This is a genomic window from Pseudomonas antarctica (genome assembly GCF_001647715.1).
Classification (GTDB): Bacteria; Pseudomonadota; Gammaproteobacteria; order Pseudomonadales; family Pseudomonadaceae; genus Aquipseudomonas; species Aquipseudomonas antarctica_A.
This window is the reverse complement of the sequence record NZ_CP015600.1, coordinates 771604-788852: the sequence shown is the minus strand read 5'-3', so window position 1 is coordinate 788852 and position 17249 is coordinate 771604. Positions and strand designations below refer to the sequence as shown.

Below are 17249 nucleotides of genomic sequence, written 5' to 3'. Positions count from 1 at the left end.
TCTGGAGGACTGCCCCATGAATGGATCCACCACATTTGACCTGCCCATCGGCGGCATGACCTGCGCCAGCTGTGCCGGCCGTGTCGAGCGGGCGTTGGGCAAAGTGCCAGGGGTGCAAAGCGTCAGCGTCAACCTGGCCAATGAACGCGCGCATGTCGAAGTGCTGGGCAAAATGGACCCCGCAGTATTGATCGCCGCCGTCGACAAAGCCGGTTACACCGCCACGCTGCCCCAAAGCGAAACCGTTACCGACGCCAATCAAGCCCAACGCCTGTACCGCGAGCGTTGGGCGTTGCTGCTGGCGATTGTATTAGCACTGCCGTTGGTTCTACCGATGCTCGTGGAGCCCTTCGGCCTGCACTGGATGCTCCCTGCCTGGGTGCAGTTCGCCCTGGCCACGCCGGTGCAGTTCATTTTGGGCGCGCGTTTCTATATCGCCGCCTGGAAAGCCGTGCGCGCCGGCGCCGGCAATATGGATTTGCTGGTCGCCATCGGTACCAGCTCCGGTTACGGCCTGAGCCTGTATGAATGGCTCACCGCGCCCGCAGGCACCCTGCCGCATCTGTACTTCGAAGCCTCCGCCGTGGTGATCGCCCTGGTGCTGCTCGGTAAGTACCTGGAAAGCCGCGCCAAACGCCAGACCGCCAGTGCCATCCGCGCCCTCGAAGCCTTGCGCCCCGAGCGCGCGATTCGCGTGCTTGAAGGACGCGAAGAAGACGTCGCCATCAGCACGTTAAAGCTCGACGACCTGGTGCTGGTGAAGCCCGGCGAACGCATCCCGGTGGATGGCGAAGTCGTGGACGGCCAGAGCCATGCCGACGAAGCCTTGATCAGCGGCGAAAGCCTGCCCGTGCCGAAACAGCCGGGTGACAAGGTCACCGGCGGCGCCATCAACGGTGAGGGCCGTTTGTTGGTGCGCACCCGGGCTGTTGGCGGGGAAAGTGTGTTGGCACAGATCATCCGCCTGGTGGAAGACGCCCAGGCGGCCAAAGCCCCGATCCAGAAACTGGTGGATAAGGTCAGTCAAGTCTTTGTGCCCGCCGTGCTGGTGCTGGCGCTGATCACATTGGTGGGCTGGTGGCTGTACGGTGCACCGCTGGAAACCGCGATCATTAATGCCGTCGCTGTGCTGGTAATTGCCTGCCCGTGCGCATTGGGGCTGGCCACACCGACGGCGATCATGGCCGGCACCGGCGTCGCCGCGCGCTACGGCATTCTGATCAAGGATGCCGAAGCGCTGGAGCGCGCCCATGACGTCAGCGCCGTGGTCTTCGACAAGACCGGCACCCTCACGTCCGGCACGCCGAAAATTGCGCATTTGGCGGCGATGGACGGTAATGAGGCTCTGCTGCTGCAACAAGCCGGCGCGCTGCAACGCGGCAGCGAGCACCCATTGGCCAAGGCCGTACTGGATGCCTGCAGCGAAAAAGGGCTACACGTGGCGGATGTGAGCGCCAGCCAATCGCTGACCGGGCGCGGCATTGCCGGCACGCTTGACGGCCGGCAACTGGCGCTGGGCAACCGTCGAATGCTGGAAGAGAACGGCTTGAATGCAGGCAACCTGGCCGACTCCGCCAAGGCGTGGGAAGCCGAAGGCCGCACGTTATCCTGGTTGATCGAACAAGGCGCACAACCCCGTGTGCTGGGGCTGTTCGCTTTTGGCGACACCCTCAAGCCCGGCGCACTGGAGGCGGTGGCACAACTCAAGGCCCGGCACATCAGCAGCCATTTGCTCACCGGCGACAACCGCGGCAGTGCTCGTGTGGTGGCCGAAGCCCTGGGTATCGACGATGTACACGCCGAAGTCCTTCCCGCCGATAAGGCCGCCACCGTCGCCGAGCTGAAAAAAACCGGTGCAGTGGCAATGGTCGGCGACGGCATCAATGACGCCCCGGCCCTGGCCGCCGCCGACATCGGTATCGCCATGGGCGGCGGCACCGACGTGGCGATGCACGCGGCCGGGATCACCCTGATGCGCGGCGACCCACGCCTGGTGCCGGCCGCGCTGGAGATCAGCCGCAAGACCTACGCCAAAATCCGCCAGAACCTGTTCTGGGCCTTTGTGTATAACTTGATCGGTATTCCGCTGGCGGCGTTCGGCTTCCTCAACCCGGTATTGGCGGGTGCGGCCATGGCCTTGTCCAGCGTCAGTGTGGTGAGCAATGCGTTACTGTTGAAAACCTGGAAGCCCAAGGATTTGGAGGATCAACACCCATGAACATCGGCCAGGCAGCCCGTCAGAGCGGGCTGAGCGCGAAGATGATTCGCTATTACGAATCCATCGGCCTGCTCAAAGCCGCGCACCGCACCGACAGTGGCTATCGGGTGTATGGCGCCGACGACTTGCACACGCTTGCGTTTATCAAACGCTCGCGGGACTTGGGGTTTTCGTTGGAAGAGGTCGGCAAGCTGCTGACCTTGTGGCAAGACCGGCAGCGGGCCAGCGCCGACGTAAAAGCCTTGGCGCGCCAGCACATCGAGGCGCTGAATCAGAAGATTCTGGAGCTGGGGCAACTGCGCGATACGTTGCAGGACCTGGTGGAGCACTGCCAGGGCGATCATCGGCCGGAGTGTCCGATTCTCAAGGAGTTGGCGTCGGGCAATTGTTGCGCCTGAGGGATGCACACAACACACCTGTGGGAGCTGGCTTGCCTGCGATGCAGACACCTCGGTATGTCAGTTACACCGCGGTGATGCTATCGCAGGCAAGCCAGCTCCCACATTCGATCGCCGTACTGAGCCTTACTGCATCCAGGGCGGCGGCGGTGGCTCGTCGGGCACTTTACTCGCAGGCGCATCATCCGCCGCCCGTATCGCCTGGCGACGCTCTTCATCCAGCCGCGCCGCTTCGATCTCGCGGATCACACCGCCCACGTCCGCCAACTCTTCCGGCTCGTCGAACTCGCCGGTCAAGACGCTGGCCGGGTGCAAGGTGCCGGCTTCATACAACGCCCACATTTCCTTGGCGTACTTGGTCGTCTTCAACTCCGGGGCAAAGCGCCCGAAGTAGGAAGCCATGTTGCCCACATCCCGCTCCAGCATGCTGAACGCGTGGTTGTTGCCCGCCGCATCCACCGCCTGGGGCAGGTCGATGATCACCGGGCCCGTCGGCGTGAGCAGTACGTTGAACTCGGACAGGTCACCGTGCACCAGGCCGGTACACAGCATCAGCACGATCTGGGAAATCAGGAAGGCGTGGTATTCGCGCGCCTGGTCCGGCTCCAGCGTTACGTCGTTCAAGCGCGGGGCCGCATCGCCGTATTCGTCGGCCACCAATTCCATCAACAGCACGCCTTCAAGGAAGTCGTACGGCTTGGGCACGCGAACGCCCGCACCCGCCAGACGGAATAATGCCGCGACTTCAGCGTTCTGCCAGGCGTCTTCGGTTTCTTTCTTGCCGAACTTGGAGCCCTTGGCCATGGCCCGGGCCTGGCGGCTGTTGCGGACCTTGCGGCCTTCCTGGTATTCGGACGCCTGACGAAAACTTCGTTTATTAGCCTCCTTGTAAACCTTGGCGCAACGCAATTCGTTGCCGCAGCGCACCACATAAACAGCTGCTTCTTTACCACTCATGAGTGGGCGCAGCACTTCGTCGACCAGACCGTCTTCGATCAGGGGTTCAATGCGTTTAGGAGTCTTCATCAGCTTTTATTGTGGGTCCTTTATTACCAAATACGCGTATGGCACTCGTTATACGGCAATCAGCTCGCCGGTGGGAGGGGCTACCGACCTCTGACCACTGAAGAATGCATGCAATAGGCCAATTTTGTCGGCAATTACCGTTCGATGATCGCCGTCACCCCCTGACCGCCGGCGGCGCAGATCGAAATCAGCCCGCGGCCCTTGCCCGCTGCATCCAGCAATTTGGCCAGATTGGCGACGATGCGCCCGCCGGTGGCGGCAAACGGGTGACCGGCTGCTAATGAACTGCCTTTGACGTTCAGCCGGCTGCGGTCGATGGCGCCCAGCGGCGCATCCAGCCCCAGGCGCGTCTTGCAGTAGTCGGCATCTTCCCAGGCCTTGAGCGTGCACAACACCTGGGCAGCGAACGCTTCGTGAATCTCGTAGTAATCGAAGTCCTGCAATGTCAGGCCATTCCTCGCCAGCAGGCGCGGCACGGCGTACACCGGCGCCATCAACAGCCCTTCGGCACCGTTGACGAAATCCACCGCGGCCGCTTCACCATCGCGCAAGTAGGCGAGGATCGGCAAACCCCGCTCCTTGGCCCAGGCTTCACTGCCCAGCAATACCAGGGAGGCGCCGTCGGTCAGCGGCGTCGAGTTGCCGGCGGTGAGCGTGCCCTTTTCGCTGCGTTCGAACACCGGTTTGAGGCTGGCGAGTTTTTCCAGGGTCAAGTCCGGGCGCAAGTTGTTGTCACGGGTAAGACCCAGAAAGGGCGTGAGTAAATCGTTGTGCCAGCCTTCAGCGTAGGACGCGGCCATTTTCTGGTGGCTCTCCAGCGCCAGTTGATCCTGCTCGGCGCGGGGGATTTGCCAGGTCTGCGCCATCAACTCGCAGTGCTGGCCCATCGACAAGCCGGTGCGCGGCTCGCCATTACGCGGCAGTTCCGGCTTGAGGTGATGCGGACGAAGTTGTAACAAGACTTTTAACTTATCCGCCATGGACTTGCTGCGGTTGGCTTGCAGCAGGATCTTGCGCAGCCCCTCATTCACGCCGATCGGCGCGTCGGACGTGGTGTCGACGCCACCGGCAATCCCACATTCGATCTGGCCCAGGGCGATCTTGTTGGCCACCAGCAACGCAGCTTCCAGGCCGGTGCCGCACGCCTGCTGAATGTCGTACGCCGGCGTTTGCGGCGACAGGCGCGAGCCCAGCACGCACTCGCGGGTCAGGTTGAAATCCCGTGAATGCTTGAGCACCGCACCCGCCGCCACCTCGCCGATGCGCAGGCCGTGCAGGTTGTAGCGTTCGATCAGGCCTTCCAGCGCCGCCGTCAACATCGCCTGATTACTCGCCGTGGCATAAGGGCCATTGGAGCGGGCGAAGGGGATGCGATTACCGCCAATGATCGCTACACGGCGCAATTGAGTCATGGAAAGCTCCCTGAAGGTTATGAGGTGAGTCTGTGAGACTAGCCTAGGCTCAATCGAACGACTTTCACCTCTTGATGGTCCACCGTTTGAACCCCAGCACTCGGAGAGCGTTCCATGTCTGACCGTTATATCGACTTCGCCAACTCAAGCCTCGGCCATCGCCTGGTCGCCGCCATTGGCCTGCCGTCACCGGTACGCCTGGAACGCTGGCAGGCCGGGCGCCTGCGTCCGGTGGAAGGTGCGCTGTTGCTGGGCGGCGGCGCGCTCGCGGCCAAGGTGCTGCCGTTTGCCAATAAACTCACCGACGCCATTTACAGCTACGGCCCCGAGCCATTGGCAGCGCCCGCGTGGATCCCCGGGCATGGCCCCAAACTCAAGGCCGTGGTGTTCGATGCCAGCGACTTGCAGCACACCGACCAGCTCAAACAGCTGCGCGAGTTCTTTCAGCCGTTGCTGAAAAATCTTGAGCACAGCGCCCACGTGGTGATCCTTGGCCGCGCCCCGGAAACCCTCAGCGATCCGTTCGCCGCCAGCGCACAGCGTGCCCTCGAAGGCTTCAGCCGGTCCCTGGCCAAGGAGCTGCGCAGCGGCGGTGTGCTGCAATTGTTGTATGTCGGCGAAGGCGCCGAGGACCAGTTGGAGGGCGCTCTGCGCTTTTTCCTCTCACCCAAAAGTGCCTACATCTCCGGCCAGGTGATTCGCCTGCAAGCCTGCGCCACGCCGGTCGAGGATTGGACTCGCCCGCTGGCCGGGCGCAAGGCGCTGGTCACTGGCGCCGCGCGTGGCATTGGCGCCGCCATTGCCGAAACCCTGGCCCGTGACGGTGCCGATGTGATCGTGCTGGACGTGCCCCAGGCCAAGGCTGATCTCGACGCCCTCGCCGCGCGCCTGGGTGCGCGTACTATCGTGCTGGATATCTGCGCCGAAGACGCCGCTGCGCAATTAATCGAACACCTGCCGGACGGCATCGACATCGTGGTGCACAACGCCGGCATCACCCGCGATAAAACCCTGACCAATATGACCCCGGAATACTGGGACGCCGTGCTGGCGGTGAATCTCAACGCGCCGCAAGTGCTGACCAAAGCCCTGCTGGACAGCGGCACGCTGCACGATAATGGTCGTGTGGTGCTGCTGGCTTCCATCAGCGGCATTGCCGGCAACCGTGGGCAAACCAATTATGCCGCCAGCAAGGCCGGTTTGATCGGCCTGGCACAGGCGTGGGCACCCTTGCTCAAAGAACGCGGCATCAGCATCAACGCGGTCGCCCCTGGTTTTATCGAAACCCAGATGACCGCACACATTCCCTTCGCCCTGCGTGAGGCCGGGCGCCGCATGAGCTCACTGGGCCAGGGTGGCTTGCCGCAAGACGTGGCCGAAGCCGTGGCCTGGCTCGGCCAGCCGGGTTCTGGAGCCGTCAGCGGCCAAGCGTTGCGGGTGTGCGGGCAAAGCCTGCTGGGAGCGTAAGCATGGAGTGGCGGACATTAGACAGCACCCCGTTTCTGCCGCCGCTGTACTGGCGGGCCGCGCTCAAGCGCAAGATCACCGGCAGTACGTTGCCTGATGCAGGGCTGCGCTGCCACCTGCGCGTGAACCCCGAGGACGTGGCCGCTTATCGCAAGGTCTGCGGGTTTGCGGACAGCCCGGTTCTGCCGGGCACGTACCCACATGTCCTGGCGTTCGGTTTGCAAATGCAATTACTCACCGACAATCAGTTTCCGTTCCCGCTGCTGGGGCTGATTCACCTGAGCAACCGCATCCGCATCCATCGCCCGTTGGGGGGAGTGAGCAACCTGATGGTGGGGGTGTACGCGAACAACCTCCAACCCCATGCCAAGGGAGCGACCTTTGATATCGTGACCACGGTGGAGGATTCGCTGGGTCTGTTGTGGGAAGCCGAGAGCCGAATGCTCTGTCGCGGGGTGAAACTGGAAGGCACAACGCACGATGATCACATGTCGGCCTCCGCTGACGTCAGCGAGTTGGCCCGCTGGAAAGCACCCGCCGATATCGGTCGCCGATATGCCCGGGTATCCGGCGACTACAATCCGATCCACCTGAGTGCGTTGACGGCCAAGCTCTTCGGCTTCCCGCAAGCAATTGCCCACGGGCTGTGGAGCCTGGCACGAACGCTGGCCGCGCTGAATGAGTATTTGCCTGCTGCCAATGTTGAAATAGAGGTCGAATTCAACAAGCCCGTCCGCCTGCCCAGTGAAGTCATCTTACTGACCCGTGCCGCAGGTGCCAGCGGCGAGTTGCTGTTAAAGGGAACGGGTGACCTTCAGCATATGGCGGGCAAGTGGCGCCCGATTGCGTGAAACGCGCCATTTAATTGTATATATACACCCTAAGTTATAGCGGACGCCCTGGCGTCCGCTTTTTTATTCAACCCACTGATATGTAAAGCATCGCTAACTTTAGACGCCCCTCTATTACACCCTTCGTATTAGCTATTAAGCCGATTAAGACCTTGTGTATATAAATCGTTAATACCAAGTTGAGCGTTGCGAGAAAGAGTCCCCGGGTCTGTGATAACCACACGGACAAACGTATCGCTATCCCAAGAAATAACGAGCGTTTGAAACAACCAAGGTTGTACAGGTGCAAGGGAACTCAATCATGAAAACTCAAACTCAAGTAGTGTTATGGAAAACAAGTACCGCGCTGGCCCTGATCATGGCGATGAGCCTCGGTGGCTGCAGCAGCGGTGGTGGCGGGCATCACAGCAGCGTGGCGGCATCCTCTCCTGACGCAGGTGCGGGAACAGGCGCGGGCACAGGTGGCGGCTCGGGCGGAACGGGTGGCGGAACCGGCGGTGGTACTGACGGCGGCACGGGCAGCGGTACTGGTGGCGGTACGGGCGGTGGAACCGGTGGCGGTACTGACGGAGGCACGGGCGGCGGAACCGGTGGTGGCACTGGCGGCGGCACGGGCGGCGGAACCGGTGGCACTGGTGGCGGAACCGGTGGTGGCACTGGCGGCGGCACTGGTGGCGGAACCGGTGGTGGCACTGGCGGCGGAACTGGCGGTGGCACAGGTGGCGGAACTGGTGGTGGCACAGGCGGCGGAACCGGTGGCGGAACTGGCGGTGGCACAGGCGGCGGCACTGGCTCGATAACTACACCTCTGGTAACAGGCCAGATTGTCGGCGCTCTGGGCACCACTGTCGGTAACGTAGGTACAGCGGTGGGCAACATTGGTTCGAGCTTGAATGGTGTTCCAATTGTCGGCGTTACCGCTGGCGGCCTGGTCACGTCCACTGGCAATGCCGTCACCAGTATCGGCACCGGTGTGACGACAGGCCTGGGCTCCCTGGGTACCGACAGCAATTCCCTGGGCAAAACGGTTGCTGGCGTAGGCAACGGCGTCGCCAACCTGGGCACCGGTGTTTCCACTGCGGGCCAATCCCTGGGCACCACGCTGAGTGGCGTGCCGGTGGTGGGCGGCTTGACCGGTGGCGTAGGCACAGCAGCGGGCGGCCTGGTTAGCACTGCCGGTCAGGCAGTCACCATGCTCGGCGATACCCTCAGCACCGCCAGTACCACTGGCCCATTGGGCTCGTTGACGAATACGGTTGGCAGCAAAGTGCTGGTGCCTGTGGTTTCCCTGGTGGAAAACACCACCGGCAACCTCGGCACTGCCACCGGCCTGGGCACTCCGGTCAATGGCCTGCTGAATAAAGTCGGCAGTACCGTCACAGGCGTGGGTGGTCAAGTGGCCAGTGCCGGCGGTGCGGGCAACCCTGTCACGACTGTCGTGGGCGGTGCGTTGACCGGCGTTGGCAGCGTGCTCGACAAGTCCGGCGGTTATGTCGCTCCCGCCAGCACTGCGCCAGCCTCAGGCTTGCCAGAATTGGTGGGTGGCCTGGTGGCCAACGTGGGTAACGGTCTGAATGCCGGTAACACCAATGGCACTGTCAGCGCAGCAGGTGTAACCGGCGGCGCACTGGGCGGCACCGTCGCCTCGCTCGGCACCGTGATCGGTGGTAATGGCGTCGCCAATACGGCCGCCACGGCGCCGGTTGCAAGCGTGGCCACTACCGTCGGCGCAGCCCTGAACCCTGTGACAACCGGTGTTTCCAGCCTGACGCAAAATGTCGGCACTACCACAGGCGTCGGCGCGCCGGTCAACGGTCTGGTAACGCAAGTCGGCGGTGCAGTCAGCGGTGTCGGCACAACGTTGACCGCAGCCAACGCCAACCCGGTGACTAACGCCGTAGGCACCACCGTCACCGCAGTCGGCAACACCGTGGGCGCGGTAGGTGGGTTGGTCACCGGCGGTACCGGCAGCGGTGGTGGCCTGCTCGGCGGTCTGACCGTCGGCGCCGGCACCAGCGCCCCGGCCAGTGGCAGCGCAAGCACCGGCACAAGTGGTGGTCTGGGAGGTTTGTTAAACGGTCTGACCGGTAAAAAATAGAATTGCACCTGGCCGATTAGACGGCCTCCCCTACAGCGCCTACGCTTGGTTGAGACGAGAGACCCTATAAGTCTCTCGTCTTTTTTATGGGCTTGATGCCATGCCCTCCCGAACCGCGTCCCAGAACCCGGCGGGCCCGAGACGCTGCTGCAGTCTGACCATGGAGTGTCCTATGCGCGTGTTGACTCCGTTGTTATTACTTACCCTCAGTGCTTACGTTCAGGCCGAGACCCTTCCCAGCTTCCTCAACAGCAACGACACCATTCGCAATCTGCCGGTGCCTAACCTACCTGCCGACGCCTATCGCCCCGTCACGCCACAAACCCAGGTGCCGCAAGCGCCCGCCACCCAGAACCAGCCGTTGCAGATGGACACCAAAGTCACCATCCGCAAGCTGCAGATCGAGGGCGGCACGATCTACCCACTGACCGAAACGGCCAAGGCTTACGCTGCGTTGCTCGGCCATGAAACCAACCTCGCGCAATTGATCGAAGCCACCCGCAGCATCACGCGTCGCTATCAACAGGACGGCTACCTGTTGTCCTACGCATTCTTGCCGCAACAGACCTTCGAAAATGGCCTGGTGCGTGTGGTATTGGTGGAGGGGTACATCAAGGATTACCAGCAAAGCGGTGACATCGGCGCGGTGTCGGCCTACATCGACAAACTGGCCAACAAGCTCATGGCCGAACGCCCTCTCACGCGCAAGACGTTCGAGCGCTATACCACCCTGATGGGGCGTATCCCCGGTGTAACCCTGCAAGCGCAAGTGCCGCCGCCGGGCACCACCGATGGGGCCGCGCACATGAAGATCGAAGCCACGCGCAAACCCTTCACCACCAGCATGAGCCTGGTCGACGACAACCGTAACGGTACGCAAGCGTTGCTCACCGCCACCAGCAACTCCCAGACGTCGATGGGCGAGCAACTCTACGTCAGTGGTTTGTTCCCACCGGGTGACGACAAAGAGCATTACTACCGCGTGGGCTACAGCCAGTTCATCAATGCCGAGGGCAGCCAAGTGGTGGTGGGCGCCGAGCGCTATCGCGCCGACCCCAAAAGCAACATACAGCTGGACGGTGGCTTCGAACTCAAACCGCATCAGTCGATTGATCGCTACACCATCGGCCTCAGCCACCCGCTGATTGCCTCACCGAATGAATCACTGACCGTGGCTACACGCCTGTACGCGGTGGACCAAACCACGCGCTATCAACTGGTGGGCTACCCGCAGCGTTTCGACATCGAAACCAACCTGCGCGCCCTGGCTTTCGAGGGCGACTGGCGCAAGTCCGACACGCGGCAACTGCGTATCCTCAGCGCCGGGCTTTACCAAGGCATCAACGGCCTGGGCGCCACCACGCGCAGTGACCTGGCGGTGACCAAACCGGACCTGGACTTCTTCCGCCTGCGCCTCTCCGGCGTGCAGAGCGACAAGTTCTTCGATAACTGGCAAGGCGTGCTGTCGGGGGCGTTCTACTGGAGCGACAGCACCTTGCCCGACAGCGAGCGCGCCACATTCGGCGGGCAGAACTTCGGCCGTGGATACCCCGATGATCAAGCGTCGGGCGACAAGGGCTGGGGCGCGGCGTATGAGGTCAACTACAGCTTCAACCGCGCCGGCGATTGGCTGAAGGTCGTGCAACCCTATGTGGTGCTCGACCGTGCCAAGACCTGGTTCAACGAGCTGCCGGCCAAAAGCAATGACCTGTCATCGGCTGCCGTGGGCGTGCGCTTTGGCGATAACAAGTACTACAACATTGCGCTGGAAGCGGCCAAACCGATGTCGGACATCGCGCTGGACAGCTTCAATCGGCGGCCGCGTTATACGCTGAGCTTCAGCTATCAACTCTGAATGAGGAGACTGTGCAGAGGGCTTTAAAGCCCTCTCACAGGGAGGACTTTCTCAGGGGGAAAAGGCTGTCGAGGGTATCGAACAAGCGCTTCAGGTAAATAGGCTTGCGAAACAGATCCAGCACTTGCAGGCGCAGCATATCGCTGACGTCATCCATTTCGGCATGGCCCGACATCACAATCACCGGCAGGTGTTGACGAGCCGTGTGTTCGCGCAAACGCTTGATCAGCGAGATACCACTTTCCTCGGGCATCCGCAGGTCGGTAATGACCAGCGCGATATCGGGGTGCAAGGTCAATTCCTGCAAGGCAAAGGTGACGGAGGTTGCCGTAAAACAAACGAAGCCCTCGTTCTCCAGCGACTCCGCCAGTTCAACGAGGGCATCTTCTTCGTCGTCCACCAACAGGATCTGTTGGCGGCAAGGTATAGCTGCAGCATTCATAGGCACTACCTGATGTTTCCATTCAACAACGCGTGTACTCAACAGGAGGCCGTCTAAAACTCATGTAGTAGTAATGGCGGTCTGAATTTTACCAAAGAAGGTCGTAATCTGAGGTCCCAGCGTAGTCCCGGCCGCCAGTACCACCAGCGCTACAATTGCAACGAGAATAAGGTATTCAATCGCCGTTGCGCCGTCCTTGCGCTGAAAAAACACCTGGAGTTGAACATACAGTCTCATCAACAGATTAAAGACCATCTTACTTCTCCTCTGGCGACATGACGCCATATCAAGGTTTTGCTCACGCTACTCGCAGTTATGATTACGTTGTCGTAATGGCCGTCTGGATTTTCCCGAAGAATGTAGTGATCTTCGGCCCCAGCGTCGTCCCGGCTGCCAGTATTACCAATGCTACAATCGCCACGAGAATGAGGTATTCAATCGCCGTCGCGCCATCCTTGCGATGAAAAAGTAACTGAAGTTGAACATGAAGTTTAATCAACAGATCAAGAATCATCGGAATGCTCCTTGGGCGACCAGACGCCCTGCCTCGGTGCTGCACAGTAATTGCTATGTGCCATCTGAGCATTGTCAACAAACCTCACCCTCACAACTGTAAGAAGGGATTAATCACAAAGTAGTGGTTGCTTTGCTGCCCCCTTAAACCCTCGATTTCAAAGGCCGCTTCCTGCGCCGCAAAGAAATGTTTCTGTCAGTAATGGCATTTTGTCCTAGCTGAACTACCTTCAAATAGCTAAATAGTTAGTTACCGTTCACAGCAGCCAGGTGGCGGATTTAGCCTGTTTGGATAGGCGGTTTTTGGTGCAACAGGAAAGGGAGAGCCGTCATGAACACGCGTTTCAGCATGATACTGGCCGGTGTGCTTTTGGTCGGTGCGCTGTTTGCCGGTTATTGGGGGCTGGTGCTCAGTCGTCAACCTGCCCCTGCCCCACCCCCGCCGCCACAGGCCGCACCTGTCGAAAAAGCGGTTGCCGTGGTGGAAGATCAAACCCGCCAACCGGTGGTGGTACTGGCCCACGATGTGCCGCCGTTTGTTGCGCTGAATGCCACCGATTTAACCGTGGAGAAACTGCGCACCGTACCGGCCGGCAGCTTGACCAGTGTTGACCAGGCCATCGGCCGCACACCCTGGCGAGCCCTGCGCGCCGGCACCTGGCTGAACGACGACAGTTTCACCCCCGGCGGCCCGCTGGCCCGCATGATCCGCCCTGACGAACGCGCCCTGGCCGTCGCCGTCGATGAAGTGATTGGTGCCGCTGGCCAACTGAGTCCCGGCGACTACGTGGATGTGCTGCTGTACCTGCGCCAGGACGCTGCCAACCTCGAACAATCGGCACAAGTGGTGGTCCCGGCCATGCGCCTGCTCAGCGTCGGCGATCAAATGGGCCTGACCAACGACGGTGCCCCTGCCACACCACCGGCGCTCACCGCAGAAGAAAAAGCCCAACGCCACGCGCCCTCTCGCACCGTGGTGCTGGCGGTGCCCGAGCAACTGCTGAGCCGACTGATGCTGGCGACCCAGGCTGGCACCTTGCGCCTGGCCGTGCGCAGCGCCGATGAACGCTTGCTGAGCCACTACTGGGCCGGCGAAAGCGATGCGCCGGGCAACCTGCAAAGCGCCAACCGCGACCTCTACCAATTCACTCAACTGGCCTTCGCCCAAGCCCCGAAAAAACTCGCCCAGGGCAGCCCACGCCGCACCGGTGTCGAAGTGATACGCGGCAATCAAGCAACCCAACAAACACCCGACTGAACAAGGATGCTGTGCATGAGCCGACGTTTCGCACCGGTGTTCACGCTGAAAATCGCCTGTGCCCTGATGCTGTCGAACTTGTCTGTAGGAGTGGCCGTGGCCGCCCCAGGCAACTGTGGCAGTTTGGGCCAACTGCCCGCAGCACTCTCGGTTGGCGAGGGCCTGCAACAGGAGCTGCAATCACCGGTCGCGATCACGCGCCTGGCGATAGGCGACCCGAAAATTGCCGATGTCCACCTCAACGGGGATCGCGGTTTCCTGCTCACCGGTGTGGCCTCCGGCACCACCAGCCTGATGGTCTGGACAGCCTGCTCGAACACGCCGCGCCAGAGCATGGTGTTCGTCAAGGGCAAGGCCACATCAGCCCTCACCAGCCTCGCACTGTCGCCTTCCGATGACCCACTGCTGCCCAGCCAGGTGCAGACCGACATTCGTTTTGTCGAGGTCAGCCGCACCAAGCTCAAGGAAGCCAGTACGTCGATCTTCGGGCGCGGCGGCAACTTCCTGTTCGGCAGCCCCAGCAACGTGGCCAACCCGGTGAGTACGGCGTTTCGCGGCAACCTCCCGGTCAACGGCGATACCTTTAATATCGGCTTCGGTGGCGGGCGTGTGTCGGCCATGATCAACGCCCTGGAAAGCAGCGGTTTTGCCTACACCCTGGCGCGTCCGAGCCTGGTGGCCATGAGTGGCCAGAGCGCAACGTTCCTCGCGGGCGGCGAAGTGCCGATTCCGGTGCCCAGCAGCGGCAGCAACAGCATCTCGATCGAGTACAAAGAGTTCGGGATTCGCCTGACCCTGACCCCGACAGTGATCGACCACAACCGGATCTCCCTCAAAGTGGCACCGGAAGTCAGCGAACTGGACTACACCAACGCGGTGGTCATCCAGAACATCTCGGTACCGGCCCTGACCATCCGCCGCACCGACACCAGCGTGTCGCTGGCAGACGGCGAAAGCTTCGTGATCAGCGGCCTGATCAGCAGCAACAACACCACCAATATCAGCAAATTTCCTGGCCTCGGTGACATCCCGATCCTGGGTGCGTTCTTTCGCGACTCCTCGGTTAACCGCCAGGACAAAGAGCTACTGATGATTGTCACGCCACACCTGGTGCAGCCATTGGCGGCCAACGCCCAGTTGCCGTCCTTGCCGGGCGAGAAGCTGCGCAACTACGACCCGAACTGGTACCGCCTGTACTTTCTGGAAAACGGTAATTTCGACCGACTCAATGGTTTGTCCCAATGAGCGATAGCCTGAGCCAGACGTTTCTGGCAATCACGCGCAATACCACCGACCTGGAATGGCTGCAGGGCGCGCTGGCGCCGCTTGGCCAAGTGGTCAGTGCCGGTAGCGGCACCCTGGACGAGTTGCTGGCGCTGGTGGATGTAACCTTCGCCAACCTGGTGTTTATCGGCCTCGACCGTGAACACGTGGTCGCCCAAAGCGCGCTGATCGAAGGTGCACTGGAAGCCAAGCCGATGCTGGCCATCGTCGCCCTCGGTGACGGCATGGACAACCAGTTGGTACTCAATGCAATGCGCGCCGGCGCCCGGGATTTTGTCGCCTACGGTTCACGCTCCAGCGAAGTCGCCGGGCTGGTGCGCCGCCTGAGCAAGCGCCTGCCACCGGTCACCACCAATACCCAACTGGGCGGCCTTACCGTGATGTACGGCACCCAAAGCAATGCCGACGGCGCCCTGCTGGCCAGCCATTTGGCGTTGGTCGTGCAAAAGAGCGGCCAGCAAACCCTGCTGCTGGACCTGGGCCTGCCCCGCGGCGACAGCCTGGCGCTGCTGGGGCTGGAAAGCTCATTCAATTTTGGCGATGCCCTGCGCCACCTCAGGCGGCTGGACACCACCCTGATCAACAGCGCGTTTACCTCAGCCGAAGACGGTCTGCGCATCCTTGCCTATGCCCCCAACGACGAGCCCCTGGAGCTGACCAGCGCCGCCGAGCTCTACATGCTGCTCAGTGCCTTGCGCCAGCACTTCCAGCACATTGTGGTGAACCTCGCCGGCCAGCCGGACAGCGAAGCGCTGCGCACGTTTGTCAGCCACTGCGACAAGCTGTTGTGGTGCACCGACCAGAGCGTACTGGACTGCCGTCGCAACCTCGGCGTGCTAAAGCAGTGGCGCGAAAAAGGCATGAAACTGGAGCACGCCAAGCTCTTGGTCGACCGCTATATCAAAGGCTGCGCGCCCGACTCCGAGGCCTTGGGCAAAAGCTTCGGGCTGGAAGTGATCGCCGTGTTGCCGTTGAGCCCGGAGGTGCGCCTTAACGCCAAGAACCAGGGGCAGACCCTGTTCACACTGGCCCCTCGAGAAAGCCTGACCCTCGCGCTGAAAACCCTTGGGGAGCGGCTGGCAAAGCGTTCGGAAGGCATGAAGAAACCGTCCAACACCTGGCTTGAACGCTTACTGAGAACAGGCAAATGAACGGCGAAAAACTCTTTGGCACACCGGCTCGCGGGATCGCTGGCAACACCGACCACGACGGGCTGAAGCTGGTGCTGCATCGTTACATCATCGATGCCATCGAAGAGTCGGGAAAAAACCTGCTGGAGGGCTCGCGCCAGCTGTTGGCGCAGTTTGTCATCGACAAAGTCGCTGAATACATCAACCGCATGCACCTGGCGATTTCCCGTTATGAGATGGAGCGCCTGGCCGAAGAAATCGTCGACGAGTTGACCGGTTTCGGCCCGCTGGAAGTGCTGCTGCGCGACCCGTCCGTGACAGAAATCCTGGTCAATGGCCCACACCGCGTGTTTATCGAACGTGACGGTTTGCTGCACCTGAGCGACCTGCGCTTTATCGATTCGCACCACGTCGAGCGGGTGATGCAACGCATCCTCGCGCCGCTGGGCCGACGCCTGGATGAGTCATCGCCGATGGTCGACGCCCGCCTGCCCGATGGCAGCCGGGTCAACGCGATCATCCCGCCGATCGCCCTCGATGGGCCCTGCCTGTCGATTCGTAAATTTCGCAAGGACATGCTCAAGAGCAGCGACCTGGTCGCGATGCAGACCATCGACCAGAACATCTTCGACTTCCTCCAGGAAGCAGTCGGCAAGCGCTGCAACATCCTGATCAGCGGCGGCACCGGCACCGGTAAAACCACACTGCTGAATATCCTCAGCCAATTGATCAACCCCCATGAACGCCTGGTCACCATCGAGGACGTGGCCGAGTTGCAACTGGGCCACCCGCACGTCGTGCGCCTGGAAACCCGCCCGCCGAACGCGGAGGGCCACGGCGAGGTCAAGGCCAGCGACCTGATCCGCAACGCCCTGCGGATGCGCCCCGACCGCATTATTCTCGGCGAGATCCGAGGGGTGGAAGTGCTCGATGTACTGACCGCCATGAACACCGGCCACGACGGTTCCATGAGCACCGTGCATGCCAACAACGCCGGCGATGCGCTGCTGCGCCTGGAAACCCTGGTGGGGTTGACCGGCCGCGTGGTGGCGGAGAAAACCCTGCGGCAAATGATCTGCGCGGCCCTGGATGTGGTGATCCAACTGACCCGCCTGCCGGACGGGCGTCGTTGCGTCAGTGAAGTGGTCGAGGTGGTGGGCATCCGCGAAGACGTCTACGTGACCAACACCCTGTTCCGGCATGACCGGCGTACCGGCTTCGGTTTTCTGCGCGAGGCGGTCAACCCTGCCGGCGAAAAACTGCGCCGCGAACCGACACTGCCTTGAAGGAGGCACAA

General features: G+C 61.6%; 15 protein-coding genes. 10 read left to right on the top strand and 5 right to left on the bottom strand.

The window, feature by feature from the left end:
- The first annotated feature begins 16 nt into the window (after window positions 1-16).
- On the top strand, window positions 17-2218 hold the full coding sequence (locus tag A7J50_RS03200; protein ID WP_064450518.1) for a heavy metal translocating P-type ATPase: 2202 nt from the start codon (window positions 17-19) through the stop codon (window positions 2216-2218).
- On the top strand, window positions 2215-2616 hold the full coding sequence (gene cueR / locus A7J50_RS03195; RefSeq protein WP_064450517.1) for a Cu(I)-responsive transcriptional regulator: 402 nt from the start codon (window positions 2215-2217) through the stop codon (window positions 2614-2616). Before A7J50_RS03200 ends, cueR begins: the two co-directional genes overlap by 4 nt.
- Window positions 2617-2742: 126 nt before the next feature.
- Here the strand turns inward: cueR and A7J50_RS03190 are convergent, their stop codons facing one another.
- Both A7J50_RS03190 and A7J50_RS03185 read right to left on the bottom strand, forming a co-directional pair.
- Window positions 2743-3642, bottom strand: coding sequence for a PA4780 family RIO1-like protein kinase (locus A7J50_RS03190; RefSeq protein ID WP_064450516.1), 900 nt, complete (start codon window positions 3640-3642; stop codon window positions 2743-2745).
- Window positions 3643-3776: 134 nt separating this feature from the next.
- Window positions 3777-5054 carry an acetyl-CoA C-acetyltransferase gene (locus A7J50_RS03185; RefSeq protein WP_064450515.1) on the bottom strand — a complete coding sequence of 426 codons (1278 nt, stop codon included), beginning with the start codon at window positions 5052-5054 and terminating at the stop codon, window positions 3777-3779.
- 114 nt (window positions 5055-5168) lie between these two features.
- Between A7J50_RS03185 and A7J50_RS03180 the strand changes: the two genes are divergently transcribed.
- The 4 genes from A7J50_RS03180 (at window position 5169) to A7J50_RS03165 (ending at window position 11325) form a co-directional block, all read left to right on the top strand.
- Window positions 5169-6521, top strand: coding sequence for a 3-oxoacyl-ACP reductase (locus A7J50_RS03180; RefSeq protein ID WP_064450514.1), 1353 nt, complete (start codon window positions 5169-5171; stop codon window positions 6519-6521).
- Between the two features lie 2 nt (window positions 6522-6523).
- Window positions 6524-7372 (top strand): MaoC family dehydratase, encoded by an 849-nt coding sequence (locus tag A7J50_RS03175; protein WP_064450513.1) that lies wholly within the window; start codon window positions 6524-6526, stop codon window positions 7370-7372.
- Between the two features lie 301 nt (window positions 7373-7673).
- Window positions 7674-9470, top strand: a complete 1797-nt coding sequence (locus tag A7J50_RS03170; RefSeq protein ID WP_237140881.1) for a collagen-like triple helix repeat-containing protein — start codon at window positions 7674-7676, stop codon at window positions 9468-9470.
- A 172-nt stretch (window positions 9471-9642) separates the two neighbouring features.
- Entirely contained in the window at window positions 9643-11325 is a 1683-nt protein-coding gene (locus A7J50_RS03165) for a ShlB/FhaC/HecB family hemolysin secretion/activation protein (RefSeq protein WP_064450512.1), read from the top strand.
- A gap of 34 nt (window positions 11326-11359) precedes the next feature.
- Here the strand turns inward: A7J50_RS03165 and A7J50_RS03160 are convergent, their stop codons facing one another.
- The 3 genes from A7J50_RS03160 to A7J50_RS03150 form a co-directional block, all read right to left on the bottom strand.
- Window positions 11360-11767 carry a response regulator gene (locus A7J50_RS03160; protein WP_053254161.1) on the bottom strand — a complete coding sequence of 136 codons (408 nt, stop codon included), beginning with the start codon at window positions 11765-11767 and terminating at the stop codon, window positions 11360-11362.
- Between the two features lie 60 nt (window positions 11768-11827).
- Window positions 11828-12022 carry a Flp family type IVb pilin gene (locus tag A7J50_RS03155; RefSeq protein WP_064450511.1) on the bottom strand — a complete coding sequence of 65 codons (195 nt, stop codon included), beginning with the start codon at window positions 12020-12022 and terminating at the stop codon, window positions 11828-11830.
- Between the two features lie 64 nt (window positions 12023-12086).
- Entirely contained in the window at window positions 12087-12281 is a 195-nt protein-coding gene (locus A7J50_RS03150) for a Flp family type IVb pilin (RefSeq protein WP_053254159.1), read from the bottom strand.
- A gap of 330 nt (window positions 12282-12611) precedes the next feature.
- Here A7J50_RS03150 and cpaB point away from each other — a divergent pair, with 330 nt between their 5' ends.
- The 4 genes from cpaB to A7J50_RS03130 are packed head-to-tail and all read left to right on the top strand — an operon-like array spanning window position 12612 to window position 17238.
- Window positions 12612-13538, top strand: a complete 927-nt coding sequence (gene cpaB, locus A7J50_RS03145; RefSeq protein ID WP_064450510.1) for a Flp pilus assembly protein CpaB — start codon at window positions 12612-12614, stop codon at window positions 13536-13538.
- Between the two features lie 15 nt (window positions 13539-13553).
- Entirely contained in the window at window positions 13554-14783 is a 1230-nt protein-coding gene (locus tag A7J50_RS03140) for a type II and III secretion system protein family protein (protein ID WP_064450509.1), read from the top strand.
- The gene (locus tag A7J50_RS03135) at window positions 14780-15973 is read left to right on the top strand and encodes an AAA family ATPase (protein WP_064450508.1); all 1194 of its coding nucleotides are present in this window, start codon (window positions 14780-14782) and stop codon (window positions 15971-15973) included. The genes A7J50_RS03140 and A7J50_RS03135 overlap by 4 nt, the downstream gene beginning before the upstream one ends.
- Window positions 15970-17238 carry a CpaF family protein gene (locus tag A7J50_RS03130; protein ID WP_064450507.1) on the top strand — a complete coding sequence of 423 codons (1269 nt, stop codon included), beginning with the start codon at window positions 15970-15972 and terminating at the stop codon, window positions 17236-17238. The genes A7J50_RS03135 and A7J50_RS03130 overlap by 4 nt, the downstream gene beginning before the upstream one ends.
- Window positions 17239-17249 lie beyond the last annotated feature (11 nt).

Coding starts and splice junctions, on each gene's coding strand:
- A7J50_RS03200 (WP_064450518.1), top strand. CDS start 17: ATGAATGGATCCACCACATTTGACCTGCCCATCGGCGGCATGACCTGC.
- cueR (WP_064450517.1), top strand. CDS start 2,215: ATGAACATCGGCCAGGCAGCCCGTCAGAGCGGGCTGAGCGCGAAGATG.
- A7J50_RS03190 (WP_064450516.1), bottom strand. CDS start 3,642: ATGAAGACTCCTAAACGCATTGAACCCCTGATCGAAGACGGTCTGGTC.
- A7J50_RS03185 (WP_064450515.1), bottom strand. CDS start 5,054: ATGACTCAATTGCGCCGTGTAGCGATCATTGGCGGTAATCGCATCCCC.
- A7J50_RS03180 (WP_064450514.1), top strand. CDS start 5,169: ATGTCTGACCGTTATATCGACTTCGCCAACTCAAGCCTCGGCCATCGC.
- A7J50_RS03175 (WP_064450513.1), top strand. CDS start 6,524: ATGGAGTGGCGGACATTAGACAGCACCCCGTTTCTGCCGCCGCTGTAC.
- A7J50_RS03170 (WP_237140881.1), top strand. CDS start 7,674: ATGAAAACTCAAACTCAAGTAGTGTTATGGAAAACAAGTACCGCGCTG.
- A7J50_RS03165 (WP_064450512.1), top strand. CDS start 9,643: ATGCGCGTGTTGACTCCGTTGTTATTACTTACCCTCAGTGCTTACGTT.
- A7J50_RS03160 (WP_053254161.1), bottom strand. CDS start 11,767: ATGAATGCTGCAGCTATACCTTGCCGCCAACAGATCCTGTTGGTGGAC.
- A7J50_RS03155 (WP_064450511.1), bottom strand. CDS start 12,022: ATGGTCTTTAATCTGTTGATGAGACTGTATGTTCAACTCCAGGTGTTT.
- A7J50_RS03150 (WP_053254159.1), bottom strand. CDS start 12,281: ATGATTCTTGATCTGTTGATTAAACTTCATGTTCAACTTCAGTTACTT.
- cpaB (WP_064450510.1), top strand. CDS start 12,612: ATGAACACGCGTTTCAGCATGATACTGGCCGGTGTGCTTTTGGTCGGT.
- A7J50_RS03140 (WP_064450509.1), top strand. CDS start 13,554: ATGAGCCGACGTTTCGCACCGGTGTTCACGCTGAAAATCGCCTGTGCC.
- A7J50_RS03135 (WP_064450508.1), top strand. CDS start 14,780: ATGAGCGATAGCCTGAGCCAGACGTTTCTGGCAATCACGCGCAATACC.
- A7J50_RS03130 (WP_064450507.1), top strand. CDS start 15,970: ATGAACGGCGAAAAACTCTTTGGCACACCGGCTCGCGGGATCGCTGGC.